The following is a 13,053-nucleotide window of genomic DNA, read 5'->3' on the forward strand; positions in this document are numbered from 1 at the left end:
GGCCTGGAGGCGCGGGTCGACCCCCGCGGGCACGTCCGGCTCGGACGGGGCGCGCGTCGGGCGCGGGGCGCTCGTCGTGATGCCGTCCGCCTGGAACCCGTCGAGCACCGACGCGAACGCGTCGGCCCGCGTCGCCCTGGTGCCGTCGGTGCCGGCGATGCGTGCCTCGGCCGCCTCGGCGTCGGCGAGCAGCGCGGCGATGCCGACGCGCTGCTCGGGCGAGTCGGCGATGACCACCCGGGCGGTGGGCTGGTCCCCCGGTTCCGGCACCTCGACGGTGGCCTCGACGTGCGCCTTGCGGAACAGCCCGCCGAAGCCCGGCGTGGTCACGCGTTCGGCCGCGACGATCCGTGCACCCGCGCCGAACTCGGTCCGGACCGCGTCGCGGAGGGACTCGAGCGTGGCGCCGCTACGCTGCAATCGGGTCGGCGGCACGGACCACTCCCACGGTCTCGATGGTGGAGCCCGCGGCGGTGGCCTCCTGGTACGACAGCACCGGGAGCCCGTTCGACTGGGCGGCGACCATGCGGTGCACGGCCGGGCGGAGCTGCGGGGCGCAGACCAGGACGGCGGAGAGCCCCTGGTCCTCCACCGAGCGCACGGCGTCGCGGACGGAGCCCAGGACCTGCTCGATGCGGTGGGCGTCGAGGACGATCTGGCTGCCCTGCTCGGACGGCCGGAGCCCCTCGAGCATCGACTGCTCGAGCATCGGGTCGATCATGATGACGCGCAGCGTGCCGGCGTCGGTGTGGCGGGCGGCGAGGGCCGGTCCGAGGGCGGCGCGGGCGGACTCGACGAGCCCCTCGGGGTCGGTCGACACCTTGGCGCGGAGCGTGAGGGCTTCGCAGATCCGGCCGAGGTCGTTGATCGGCACGCGCTCGGCGAGCAGGCCCTGCAGCACCCGCTGCAGTTCGGCCATCGAGAGCATGCCGGGGACGAGTTCTTCGACAGCGGCGGGGTTGACCTGCTTGACGCCCTCGGTCAGGACCTTGACGTCCTCGCGGGTGAGCAGGCGCGCGGCGTTGTCGCCGATGACCGCCTGCAGGTGGGTGACGAGCACGGAGACGCGGTCGATCACGGTCGCGCCGGTCATCTCCGCGGCGTGCCGGAGTTCGGCGGGCACCCACTTGCCGGTCAGGCCGAACACCGGCTCGACGGTCGCGGTGCCGGGCAGGCCGTCCAGGTGGTCGCCGAGCGCCAGGACACTGCGCGCGGGGGCGGTGCCCCGGCCGGCCTCGACCCCGGCGATGCGGATGGCGTAGGTCGACGGCGGCAGGTCGATCGAGTCGCGGGTCCGGACCGGCGGGACGACGATGCCCATGTCGATCGCGATCTTGCGGCGGAGTGCCCGCACGCGGCCGAGCAGGTCGTCGGACGCGCCGGACACCATGTCGACCAGGTCGGGGGCGAGCAGGATCTCGAGGGCGTGCACGCGCATCTGCTCGAGCAGGTCCTCGGGGGTGTCGCCGGTCGGGGCCGCCGCCTCGAGCGCCTGCTGCTGGGCGGCGTCGGCCTCGGCGCGGGCGGCGTTCCGGCCGATGCGCCAGCCCGCGAACAGCAGGGTCGCGCCGACGAGCAGGAAGGGCAGGATCGGCATGCCCGGGATGAACCCCATCGCGATCGCGGCGACACCGGCGATCATCAGGGCGTTCCGCGACTGCGACAGCTGCGTCGCGGCCGAGGACCCCATCTCGGACTCGGCACCGGACCGGGTGACGATCATGCCCGTGGACACCGCCATGAGCAGCGCCGGGATCTGTGTGACCAGGCCGTCGCCGATCGTCAGGATGCCGTACTTCGACAGGGCGTCGGTGGCGGACAGTCCGTTCTGCAGCATGCCGATCGCGATGCCGCCGATCAGGTTGATGATGATGATCAGGATGCCGGCGATCGCGTCGCCCTTGACGAACTTCGACGCACCGTCCATCGCGCCGTAGAAGTCGGCCTCGGCGGAGACGGCGGCGCGGCGCTCCTTGGCTTCCTGGTCGGTGATCAGCCCAGCGTTGAGGTCGGCGTCGATCGCCATCTGCTTGCCCGGCATCGCGTCGAGGGTGAACCGCGCCCCGACCTCGGCGACGCGTTCCGCGCCCTTCGTCACGACGACGAACTGGATGACGATGAGGATCAGGAAGATGACCGCGCCGATGATGATCGACCCGGAGACGGCGACGTGGCCGAACGCCTGGATGACGTCGCCGGCGAAGCCCTCGCCGAGCACCAGCCGGGTCGACGCGACGTTGAGGCCGAGTCGGAACAGCGTCGCGACGAGCAGCAGCGACGGGAACACCGAGAAGTCGAGCGGCTTCTTCACGAACAGCGTCGTGAGCAGGATCACCAGCGCCAGCAGGATGTTGATGATGATCAGGAAGTCGAGCAGGAACGACGGCACCGGCAGGATCAGCAGCAGGATGATGCCGACGATGAACACCGGGACGACGAGCTTCGGCAGGTCCTTGCGGTTCATGCGGGGAGTCCTTCGGTCTGGTTCTCTGCGATGCGCGGTGGGCGGAGCTTGCGGGGGCGGAGGTCACCGGTCAGGGTGGCCGGGTCGATGACGCTCGCGACCTCGTCCGGGGTGGTCGGCCGCGGCGGTGCGTGCGTGCCGGCGGCGGTGCCGCGGGCCTTGAGCGCCATCACGAAGGACAGGACGCGGGCCACCGGGGTGTACAGGTCGACGGGGATCTCGTGTCCGAGCTCGCAGGCGGCGTGCAGCGCTCGGGTGAGCGGGACGTCGCGGACGATCGGCACCCGCTCTTCCTCGGCACGCGCACGGATGACGTCGGCGACCGGGCCGGCGCCCTTCGCGACCACCCGGGGCGCGGACTTGCCCGGCTCGTACTTGATCGCGACGGCGTAGTGGGTCGGGTTCGTCATCACGACGTCCGCGGTGCCGATGGCCTGGATCATCCGGTTGCGGCTCATCGCGAGCTGGCGGGAGCGGCGCTGCGACTTCACCAGGGGGTCGCCGTCGCTCCGCTTGTTCTCGTCCTTGACCTCGCGCTTGGTCATCATCGTGCGCTTCCGGTTGCGGCGGATGACGACGAACACGTCGAGTGCCGCGAGGACGAGCCCGGCGACGATCGCGGCGCGCAGCAGGGTGCCCGAACCGGCTGCGGCGGCCTCGAGCACGGCCGACAGCGGCAGCGAGCCGCTCGACATCAGGACCGGCATGAGTCCCTGCACCGCGAACCAGAGGACGAGCCCGACGACGGCGGTCTTCAGCAGCGCCTTCGCGCCGTTCCAGAGTGCCTGGGTACCGAACACGCGCTTCAGTCCGGCCACGGGATCGAAGTGGTCGGGCTGCGGTGTCATCTTCCGGAAGTGCACCCCGCCCTGGGTGACGGCGGCGGCCAGCACGGCGACCGCGACCACGGCGAGCATCGGGCCGAGGGTCGCACCCATCGAACCGAGGGCGTCGGCGAGCAGGGCCCGCACGGCACCGATCTCCGGGTCTTCGATGACCCGCTGCACGGCGAGCAGCTGGTCTTGCCCGGCGGCGGCGGCGTTGCCGATCGCGGCGGGGATCATGAGCGCCGCGACGGCGATGCCGATCCACGCGCCGAGGTCCTGCGAGCGGCCGACCTGGCCCTTCTCGTGGACCTCGCGCATCCGCTGCTGGGTCGCCTGTTCGGAGCGTTCTCCGCTGTCGGACACGTCGTCACCCCCGTCCGGTGATCGCCTCGACGGCGTCGCCGGTCAGCGACGACACCACCGAGGGCAGGGCCATGAAGAGCGCGCCGGCGAACAGGACGGTCAGCCCGATCTTGATCGGAAACCCCATCTGGAACGCGTTGAGGGCCGGTGCGACGCGGGTGAGCAGCCCGAGGCCGACGTCCGCCAGGAACAGCACGACGACGAGCGGCCCGGCGATCTGCAGGGTGGCGAGGAACATCTGGGACATCGCCGCGACGAGCATCGAGGCGAGCCCGTCGACCGCGAACGTGCCGGTGAGCGGCACGGCGTCGAACGACCGCACCAGCCCGCCGACGATGAGCTGGTAGCCGCCCGAGGTGAAGAGCAGTGCGAGTGCGGTCATCTGGAACAGGCGGGTGAACTGGGCGCCGTTGACCTGCGACTGCGGGTCGAACGCCTGCGCGAGTGTGAACCCGCCGAACAGGTCGATGAGCGCACCCGCCGACTGCACGGCGGCGAACACCAGGAACACCAGGAACCCGAGGGACAGCCCGACCACGAGCTGGGTGAGCAGGGCGAGCAGGAACGGCCCCGTGTCGAGCGATTCGTAGCCGACGGCGACGCGCGGCGCGACGCCGATGGCGAGCCCCAGGCCGAGGATCACCTTCACGGTGCCCGGGAACGCCCGGTACGAGAACGGCGGCGCGATGACGAAGAACGCGACGAGCCGGACGCCGGCGAGCATGGTCGCCTCCAGACGGTCGGCGTCGATGGCGAGCTCCATCAACCGGCCCCGAGCAGCTTCGGGATCATGTCGAAGGCGACGTGCGTGAAGGCGATCATCTCCGAGATCATCCAGTTGCCGCAGACCACCAGGGCGATCGCGACGGCGACGGCCTTCGGCACGAACGACAGGGTGACCTCCTGGATCTGCGTCACCGACTGGAACAGCGAGATCGCGAAGCCGACGACGAGCGAGGTCACCAGGACCGGGGCGGCGAGCTTGCCGGACACCAGGAGCGCCTGGAGCACGAGGTCGATGACGGCCTGCTGGTTCATGCGTGCCCCCTAGACAACGTGGTAGCTCTCGATGAGCGACGTGATGATGAGGCCCCAACCGTCGACCAGCACGAAGAGCAGGATCTTGAACGGCAGCGAGATCATGACCGGCGGGAGCATCATCATGCCCATCGACATCAGGGCCGCGGAGACGACGAGGTCGATCACCAGGAACGGGATGAAGATGACGAACCCGATGATGAACGCGCTGCGCAGCTCCGAGATGATGAACGCCGGGATCACCGTCGTCATCGGCACGTCCGCCATCGACTTCGGGTTGTCGAGCCCGGCGGCGCGGGTGATCAGGGCGACGTCCTCGTCGCGGGTCTGGTGGAGCATGAAGGTCCGCAGCGGCTTCGTGCCGATCTCGACGGCCTGGTTGAAGTCGAGGTGGCCGGCCAGGTAGGGCTGCAGGGCGTCGTCGTTGATGTGCCCGAGCACCGGTGCCATCACGAACAGCGACAGGAACAGTGCCAGTCCGGCGATGACCTGGTTCGGCGGGATCGACTGCAGCCCGAGCGCGTTCCGGGTCATCGCGAGCACGACGAAGATCTTGGTGAACGACGTCATCATGAGCATCAGCGCGGGCGCGACGCTCAGCAGCGTGATGCCGATGAGGGTCACCACGGCGGACGACGGCGTGCCGTCCGGGCCGTTCACGCTGACGCTGAAGTCACCGGTCGCGGGGGCTGTCGGGGTCGCCGGGGCGGTGGGTTCGACGACGCCGGCGGCGTGCGCACCGGTGGTCGTGAGCATCAAGAACCCGGCGACGACCGCCAGGCCGAGCAGGACGAGGGCGACGAGTCGACCCGACCGTGCCAGCCGGTGCTGCCCTGCCGCCGTCACCCGGCCCGCCGGTTCCGCAGCGCGGCCGCGGCCTGGCGCCAGGTGTCGACCGACAGGATCGAGCCCTGCAGCTGTTGCGCGCTCGGCACGGCACGCTGCGGACGACGGTTGCGCGGGCGCATCGGCAACGGCGCGACGGCGCCGGCCACCGCGGGCGCGTCGGTCGCGTCGGCAGCGGCTGCCGGGAGGCCGGCCCCACCAGCCGGTTCCGGATCGACGCGCCCGCGGCGCTCCGGCCGTGCCTGGAGGGACGTGGTGGCGTCCGACTGCAGCGCGAGTTCCTGACCGAACACGTCGGCCGACGGTGCGGGGCGCACCGGCAGCGCGACCGGTCCGGTCACGATCGTGAGTTCCGGCGCGGGCGCCTGCCCGCTGGTGAGCAGGGCGACCCCGTGCTCGGAGACGCCGAGCACGAGCCGCTCCCCTTCGACGTCGACCACGACGACGCTCGCCTTGCCGCCGATGCCCTGCCGACCGACGACCTCGACGGTCGCGGCGCGACGGCCCGACGGCTTGCCCGAGAAGCGCTTGCGGCTCGCGCGGTGCAGCACCCACATCAGGGCGAGCACGACGCCGAGCGAGAGCGCGACGCGGAGGGTGACGACGAGGGTGTCCACGTGCGGGTCAGACCGTTTCGGCGACGTCGAGGATGCGGGTGATCCGGACCGCGTAGTCCTGGTCGACGACGACGACCTCGCCGTGCGCGATGAGGCGGCCGTTCAGCAGGACGTCGGCGGGGGCACCGGCACTGCGGTCGAGCTCGACGACGGCGCCGGGCTCCATGCCGAGCACGTCACGGACCGACATCCGGGTGCGGCCGATCTCGACCGTCAGGGTCATCTCGACGTTGTTGATCCGGCCGAGGTTGCCCGCGGGCAGGTTCGCCACGACGGGCGCCGACACCGTGCCGTTCTCGCGGATCCGGATGCCGAACCACCCGGCGGGCAGCCCACCGGCGGTCAGTTCGAACACGACGGTGTCCGGGTCGGCCAGCAGCGACGCCGCCGACTCGCGGCCCGCCTCGCCGAGCACCCCGACGCCGAGGACCCCGGCCGCGGCCTCGAGCGACGGACGCAACACGTCCGTGACGGCCACGATCCCGTGGTCGGTGCCGCCTGCGGCCGTGATCGCCTCGAGGTCGGTGAGCACGAGTGCCAGGTCGGCCGACAGGCCGCCGACGAACGACGCGACCACGGCGTCGGTCGCCGCGTCGAGCACGACCGGTGTCGCGCCTCCAGGCAGGAGCACCGCGGTCAAGGGGGCGGCCGTCGGGAGCTGCGCCGCGAGCGACTCGGCCGCTGCGGTGTGGAGGGTGGTCGTTTCGGTCATCAGTGCTGCTCCGTGCTCGTGGTGGTGACGACGATGCCGGCGAGGCGCGAGCCGTTCGCGCCGACCGCGGCGGTGCCGACGGGTTCGCCGTCGACCGCGATGGTGAGGGGCCGGTGCTGCGGGTGCGGCAGCGGCAGGACGTCGCCGACGGCGAGCCGCAAGACCTGCGTCGGCAGGACCGCGGCCGGGGCGAAGCGCAGGCTGACGCCGACCGGCACGCTCTCGAGCTGCGCGTCGAGCAGGGCGCGGGCGTCGGCGGGCGACACGTGCGCGGCGGCCTCGCCGAGCTGCGGCAGGACGGCCTCGGCCGGCAGGGCCAGCGTGCCCGGAGCGATGCGGTCGCCGACCCGGATCGAGAACGAGGCGACGATCATCAGGTCGCCCTTCTGAGCGGCCTGGGCGAACTGGCTGTTGAACTGGAACCCGCCGACCGTGACGTCCTGCGCGAGCAGCCCGCCGAACGAGTACCGCAGGTCGTCGAGGGCGTCCTCGACGATCTTGCGCACCAGGGCCTGCTCGATGGGCGTGAAGGTGCGGTCCGGGGTCGGCAGCGGCTTCGAGGCGCCCAGCGCGTGCGACACCCACGTCAGGGCGGCGTCGAGCGGGAGCTGCAGCACGCCCTTCGAGGTGAGCTCGGTGATCGGCAGCAGCACCATGCCGGTGAGCGCGGGCAGCGACGCGGCGTACTCGTCGTACGTCGTCATCTGCACCTGCTCGCAGGTGACCTGGCTGACCGCACGGACCTTCGCCGTCAGCTGCGTGCCCCACTGGCGCGCGAAGGTCTCGAAAGCGAGCTCGAGCACCCGGGCGTGCTCACGGGCCAGCGTCGACGGGCGCGCGAAGTCGTACACCTCGGGCGCTGGCAGGGTCTCGGTCACGGGTGCGTCTATCGGTCACCTGTGGGGCACCCGTCAGTGCTGTACCCCGTAGTGGGGCGGTGGGGGCAGCGCTGGTGCGCTCCGCGCGGTGTGTGTCTCAGTCCTGCTGCGCTCCGTGCGGTGTGTGTCTCAGCCCTGCTGCGCTCCGTCCTGCGCCTTCGCCAGCGCCGGCATCAGGGCGCTGACGTCCTGGTCGGCGTTCGACAGGACCACGATGTCGACCCGCCGGTTCAGGGCGAGGTCCTGGTCGGTGCCGCCCTTCGCCAGCGGCCGGCTCGACCCGAACCCGACGCTCTGCACGTGGTCGCCGGGCATCCCGCCCCGCTCGACCAGGTCGCGCAGGACCCCGGTCGCCCGTGCCGCGCTGAGCTCCCAGTTCGTCGCGTACGGGGCGGTCGAGTTCCGCTGGTCGGCGTGCCCCTCGACGCTGACGTCGTGGTGGCTCGTCCGCAGGACCGGGGCGATCGCGTCCATGATCCGGCGCGCCTGGTCGGACAGGTCGGCGCTGTTCGTCCCGAAGTAGGTCTCGCTGCCGACCAGCCGGACGATCAGACCGCGGGCATCGACGGTGAACTGCACGTTGGCGGTCTGGCCGGCCTCGGTCAGGTTCTCCTGGATCGCGCTCTTGATCGCCGTCAGGTCGTCGAGCTCACGCTTCGCCTCGGTGAGGTCCCGCTTCGACGCGGTCGTCGGCACCACGGTCGACGCGGGATCGACGTTCGTGTCCTTCGTGCCCGACGAGGCGGTGGAGTGGTCGGCCTGCGACTTGTCGGTCGAGTAGCCGGAGCCGTCCTCGACCTGGTCCTTCGTCACGACGGTGCCGCTCGCGGTGTCGATCTTCTGCGAGTCGACCTCGCCGAAGCCGGTCGCGAGCGACTGCTTCAGCTGGATGTACTTCTGCTGGTCGACGGTGGACATCGCGAACAGCACGAGGAACATGCACATCAGCACCGTGATCATGTCCATGTACGACGCCATCCAGCGCTCGTCGGGGTGCTCAGCCTCGTCGTGGGACTTCTTCGCGCGACCTCGGCCGCGGCCACGGGGGTTGGCGCTCACCGTCAGGCCGCCAGCTGCTGGTCGTCGGCCGCGTCGGCCTTGCCACCGGCCTTGGTGCCCTTGCCGCCCTTGCCGCCGGTGTCGGCGCGGGCGCCGGGCGGCACCATGGCCTTCAGGCGCTCACCGAGCAGGCGAGGCTGGCTGCCCGCCTGCACCGCGAGCAGCCCCTCCATCAGGAGCGTCTGGCGGTCCGACTCGAGCTGGGCGAGCTTGCGGAGCTTCCCGCCGATCGGCAACCACATGAAGTTCGCGGTGAGCAGGCCCCACAGGGTGGCGACGAACGCGCTGGCGATCAGGGGTCCGAGCTCGTCGGGCTTGCCGAGGTTCGCGAGCACGTGGGTCAGCGAGACGACGGTGCCGATGATGCCGACGGTCGGAGCGAAGCCGCCCAGGCCCATGAAGAACGCGCTCGCGCTGCGGGTCGGGGCCGCGTTCGACTCGATCTCGTCCTCGAGCAGGATCCGCAGCTCGTCACCGTCGGTGCCGTCCGCGATGTTCTGCAGCGCCTTCTTCATGAACGGGTCGTCGTGCTTGTCGGCCTCCTGCTCGAGGGCGAGCAGGCCGTTCGCACGCGCTGTCTCGGCGAGCCCCACGACGTCGTCGATGACCGACGCCGGCGGGGTGACCTTGCCGGTGAACGCCTTCGGCACGGCCTTGAAGCTGGCGATCGCGTCCTTGAGGGTGGTGCTGGCGATGCCGCAGCCGATGGTGGCACCGAACACGAGCAGCATCGGAGCGGGCAGGAAGAGCCCACCGAGCTCGACGTGCTCCATCTGGACCATGCCGAACAGGGCGCCGAAGGCGAGCAGGATCCCGACGATCGTTGCGATGTCCACGTCAGCGACCCCCGTCCAGCGCGCGGCCGTGCTGCGTCGAGCGGAGGGCAGCGACCGGGGCGAGCGTCGGCTGCGAACCGGTGTTCGTGCTCGCGCGCGGGGCCAGGTCGGTGCCGTAGGCCATGCCCACGATGCGTGCGCGGTACGCGGCGATCAGGTCGATGACGTCGGCCATCGACTCCCGCACGATGTACTTCGCACCGTCGACCATGATCAGCGTCGTGTCCGGCGTCTCCTGGATGCGCTCCACGAGATCGGGGTTCACAGCGAATCCGCTGCCGTTCAGTCGTGTGACGACGATCATGGCCCGTCCTGGTTCTCGATCGTCCCGCCGCCGTCCGTGGGGCGGGATGCGGGCCCGTCCGTGGGCCTGCACCCAGGGCTATCGGCGGATGCGGCGCGTGCGTTAGTGGCCGTCAGTAGCCTGGTTCCGTGATCGATGCCTCGGACCTGCTCGCGCACCCGCGTGGCCGGCGTTTCTGCCTCGAGCTCGTCAGCGGTGTCCAGGACTCCGACGACCCGGCCGCCGTGCAGCTCGGCCACCTGCTCTTCTGGGCGGACTACCACCTCGGCGTCGAACGCGGCGACGACCGAACGCTCTTCGGCATCGGTGCCGCGATCGAACCCGAGCCGGCTCCGGACCTGGCAGCGGTGGCGAGCGCACTCGCGGCGGTGCCCCTGCCGTCCGTGGGCGAGGACGACGTCGTGGTCGCGCTCGAGTCGACTGCGGACAGCGCGCTGTGGTGGCAGCAACCCGATGCGCTGGACGCGCTCCTCGCTCGGACGGAACTGCAGGCCGCGTTCCGGCGGCTCGCTCGGTGGGCGGTCGACAGCCCGGTCGTGCGCCGGCTCTTCGACCCGCAGGGCGGAGCATGGACCGTCGAGTTCGACGAGGACGAGCAGCCCCGACGCCCGGGAGTGGCAGAGGCGCTCGCCGAATGGTCCCGGGAGCTGCGCCGCGAGGACGCCGAGGGGAACCCGGGGGTGACCAGCGGGGTGTGGTGGACGACTCCGCCGTGGCCACTCACGCAGCACACGCGAGCGCCGTTCCCGTCCGCCGGGCCGCTGGCGCTCTGGGCGGTCGAGGACTCCTTCGGGCAGGAACGCGCCGTCGTCTCGGCCGTGCCCGCCGATGTCACCGCGCGGGTGTGCACCGTCGACGGGCCCGACGACTGGGCTGCGCTGTGCCGCCGCTGGCCGCTCGACGTGACACGGACCACCCGGCGGAACGACTGGGCCCTGGCGACCGGACGGCAGGGCGACTGGGTGCTGCCGGACTGGTCAGCGGTGGCCACCGAGTTCGACGTCGTGCACCTGACCGTCGCTGGTTGGTTCCGCACGTCCGGGCTCGCGGTGCGGGTCGACGACGACCGGGCGAGTGTCGTCGCCGGATGGACGCCGGACTCCGCGTACCGGCTCACCGACCGGGGCGCCGGGGACGACGCCGTCACGGGCGATCCGGAGACCTGGTCGCGTCCCGGCAACGCCGGGGTCTGGCGCCGTCTCAGCTGATCCCCAGCAAACCGCTGCATCCGATCGGGGTGCTCCACCGGTAGTGGGGGTGCGACGTCGAGGACGACGCCGGTGGCAACTCCACCGCGGTCGCACGACTGCCGTCCTCCGACGAGCTCAACCATCGTGAGATCGCCGAACGGCTCGAGAGCCACATCCACCGAAGTCTGACTCGGCTCCGAACACGTCTCGAGGTGATCGAATGAAGCACGTCGACGACGAGACGCTGGCGATGCTCGCGGTCTCCGATCAGGTGGCCTCGGACGGGATCGCCGAGCACCTGGCGTCCTGCGACCGGTGCCGCGACGAGGTGGCCGCGCTGCAACGGGTCGCCGCGGTGACCCGGGCGTCCGAGGGCGTCGGGCTGATCGCGCCCCCGGAGCACGTGTGGGAGTGGATCGCGGCCGAGATCGCACGGACGCCGCAACAGGCAGCGCGGGCCACCGAACCCGGACCCGGAGCAGGGCGAGCGCCGGGGGCACACGAGCGGCGCGCCAGGGTCCCAGGCGCAGCGCCGTGCGGTGCCTCGCCGTCCGCGTCGTCGCCGTCCGCTCGCGGTCGTGCTCGCTGGCGTCGGCGTGCTCGCCGTGGTCCTCGGCGTCGGTGTGGCGACCGGTGTCGTGCCCGGACTCCCCCGCGGTGACGCCGAGACCGTCGCCGCGCTGCCCCGCTGGTCCGGGACGACCGGCCGCGCCGAACTCGAACGCGACCAGGACGGCCGCGCGACCCTGCTCGTCGACCTGCACGGTGAACGTGGTCGATCCGGCACCGGTCCGTTGCGTGAGGTCTGGATGATGCGACCGGACCTCGGCGGGCTGGTGAGCGTCGGCTCCCTCGACGGCGACCAGGGCCGGTTCACGGTGCCCCCGGGACTCGACACCGCTGAGTTCCGGGTCGTGGACGTCACGGCCGAGGCCGACGACGGTGATCCAACGCACTCCGGCGACTCGATCGTCCGTGGCACCCTCAGCGATCCCTGACCTGACCGGACCGTGCGGTCACTCGGACGTGCCGTGTCGCTCGACGCGCGCGAGCAGGTGCCCGTGGAGGAAGTCGTAGGTCCTGGTGAGGGCGTCGGTCCGCGTGCTCATCTCGGCGAAGTCGTGGTGGCCACCGTCGACGAGCATGAACTCGTGGGGAACACCCTGTTCTGCGAGCGTCGCGGCGAGGGACACGCTCTGCTCGACGGGCACGACCCGGTCGTCGGTCCCGTGGAGGAGGAACGTCGGCGCAGACTCGGCCGTGATGTGGTCTGCGGGTCGGAACCACCGACTGCCGTCCGCACCGGGTGCCCCGAACGCGGTGTACAGGGGCGACCCGGGGGCACGGAGCTCCGGTGAGCGGAGCGGATCGTGCATGCCGTACCAGCTGGCGACCGCGCACACCCGCTCCGGTTCCGAGGGAGCGGAGGCGCCGACGATCGTCGCGATGGTCGCGCCGGCGGAGTTGCCCCAGAGCGCGACCGCACCCGGATCCAGGTTGAACGCGTCCGCGTGTGCGCGGAGGAAACGGAGCGCTTCCCGCACGTCGTCGACCGGGGCAGGGAACCGCGCCTCGTTGCTGGTCCGGTACTCGACACTGGCGACGGCGACCCCGCGCTCGGCCAGGGCCACCAGCGCGGGGACGTACCGGGCTCGGTGGACGTTCCGGAACCCGCCGCCCTTGATGAACACGACCAGGGGCGTCGGTGTGGCGGTCGCGGGCTTCAGGAGGTCGAAGTGCAGCTGTCGTCCGCCCGGGAACAGGGCTCCGTCGCGGAACTGCGAGTACACGAGGTCCGTGTACTGCTCCACGAAGCAGTGCGTGGGACTGCCGAGCGCGACGGTGGAGGAGTGTGTCATGCGGTCCGTTCGGGTCGAGTCGGAGAACCGCGGCGACCGCTGGTTGCTCGGTCGTCCGGT

Annotated in this window: 15 protein-coding genes; 2 read left to right on the top strand and 13 right to left on the bottom strand. The window is 71.5% G+C overall.

What is annotated here, in order from left to right:
• The 12 genes from H489_RS38240 to H489_RS37390 all read right to left on the bottom strand — a co-directional run.
• Window positions 1-435 (bottom strand): hypothetical protein (locus H489_RS38240; protein ID WP_200860520.1); only part of this gene is annotated, 435 nt, incomplete at its 3' end.
• Window positions 410-2,464, bottom strand: coding sequence for a flagellar biosynthesis protein FlhA (locus tag H489_RS29705; RefSeq protein WP_017887430.1), 2,055 nt, complete (start codon window positions 2,462-2,464; stop codon window positions 410-412). The genes H489_RS38240 and H489_RS29705, both read right to left, overlap by 26 nt.
• Entirely contained in the window at window positions 2,461-3,654 is a 1,194-nt protein-coding gene (locus H489_RS29710; protein ID WP_017887431.1) for a flagellar biosynthesis protein FlhB, read from the bottom strand. The genes H489_RS29705 and H489_RS29710 overlap by 4 nt, the downstream gene beginning before the upstream one ends.
• A gap of 4 nt (window positions 3,655-3,658) precedes the next feature.
• Window positions 3,659-4,417: a flagellar biosynthetic protein FliR gene (locus H489_RS29715; protein WP_017887432.1), complete on the bottom strand. Its 759-nt coding sequence runs from the start codon at window positions 4,415-4,417 to the stop codon at window positions 3,659-3,661.
• Window positions 4,417-4,692 carry a flagellar biosynthetic protein FliQ gene (locus H489_RS29720; RefSeq protein ID WP_017887433.1) on the bottom strand — a complete coding sequence of 92 codons (276 nt, stop codon included), beginning with the start codon at window positions 4,690-4,692 and terminating at the stop codon, window positions 4,417-4,419. The genes H489_RS29715 and H489_RS29720 overlap by 1 nt, the downstream gene beginning before the upstream one ends.
• A 9-nt stretch (window positions 4,693-4,701) precedes the next feature.
• On the bottom strand, window positions 4,702-5,538 hold the full coding sequence (gene fliP / locus H489_RS29725; protein WP_017887434.1) for a flagellar type III secretion system pore protein FliP: 837 nt from the start codon (window positions 5,536-5,538) through the stop codon (window positions 4,702-4,704).
• Window positions 5,535-6,155: a FliO/MopB family protein gene (locus tag H489_RS36900; RefSeq protein ID WP_017887435.1), complete on the bottom strand. Its 621-nt coding sequence runs from the start codon at window positions 6,153-6,155 to the stop codon at window positions 5,535-5,537. Before H489_RS36900 ends, fliP begins: the two co-directional genes overlap by 4 nt.
• 7 nt (window positions 6,156-6,162) lie before the next feature.
• Entirely contained in the window at window positions 6,163-6,867 is a 705-nt protein-coding gene (gene fliN / locus H489_RS29735) for a flagellar motor switch protein FliN (protein ID WP_017887436.1), read from the bottom strand.
• On the bottom strand, window positions 6,867-7,745 hold the full coding sequence (locus tag H489_RS29740) for a flagellar motor switch protein FliM (protein WP_017887437.1): 879 nt from the start codon (window positions 7,743-7,745) through the stop codon (window positions 6,867-6,869). Before H489_RS29740 ends, fliN begins: the two co-directional genes overlap by 1 nt.
• A gap of 129 nt (window positions 7,746-7,874) precedes the next feature.
• On the bottom strand, window positions 7,875-8,804 hold the full coding sequence (locus tag H489_RS29745) for a flagellar motor protein MotB (RefSeq protein ID WP_017887438.1): 930 nt from the start codon (window positions 8,802-8,804) through the stop codon (window positions 7,875-7,877).
• Between the two features lie 2 nt (window positions 8,805-8,806).
• Entirely contained in the window at window positions 8,807-9,640 is an 834-nt protein-coding gene (locus tag H489_RS29750) for a motility protein A (RefSeq protein WP_017887439.1), read from the bottom strand.
• Between the two features lies 1 nt (window position 9,641).
• Window positions 9,642-9,944 carry a flagellar FlbD family protein gene (locus H489_RS37390; protein WP_017887440.1) on the bottom strand — a complete coding sequence of 101 codons (303 nt, stop codon included), beginning with the start codon at window positions 9,942-9,944 and terminating at the stop codon, window positions 9,642-9,644.
• Between the two features lie 128 nt (window positions 9,945-10,072).
• Here H489_RS37390 and H489_RS29760 point away from each other — a divergent pair, with 128 nt between their 5' ends.
• Both H489_RS29760 and H489_RS0119215 read left to right on the top strand, forming a co-directional pair.
• Window positions 10,073-11,152, top strand: a complete 1,080-nt coding sequence (locus H489_RS29760) for a hypothetical protein (protein ID WP_017887441.1) — start codon at window positions 10,073-10,075, stop codon at window positions 11,150-11,152.
• Between the two features lie 560 nt (window positions 11,153-11,712).
• On the top strand, window positions 11,713-12,132 hold the full coding sequence (locus H489_RS0119215) for an anti-sigma factor domain-containing protein (protein WP_413813397.1): 420 nt from the start codon (window positions 11,713-11,715) through the stop codon (window positions 12,130-12,132).
• A gap of 18 nt (window positions 12,133-12,150) precedes the next feature.
• Here H489_RS0119215 and H489_RS29765 read toward each other — a convergent pair whose 3' ends face one another.
• Window positions 12,151-12,993, bottom strand: coding sequence for an alpha/beta hydrolase (locus H489_RS29765; RefSeq protein WP_017887443.1), 843 nt, complete (start codon window positions 12,991-12,993; stop codon window positions 12,151-12,153).
• Between the last annotated feature and the right edge of the window lie 60 nt (window positions 12,994-13,053).

This window comes from Curtobacterium flaccumfaciens UCD-AKU (genome assembly GCF_000349565.1).
Taxonomy (GTDB): domain Bacteria; phylum Actinomycetota; class Actinomycetes; order Actinomycetales; family Microbacteriaceae; genus Curtobacterium; species Curtobacterium poinsettiae.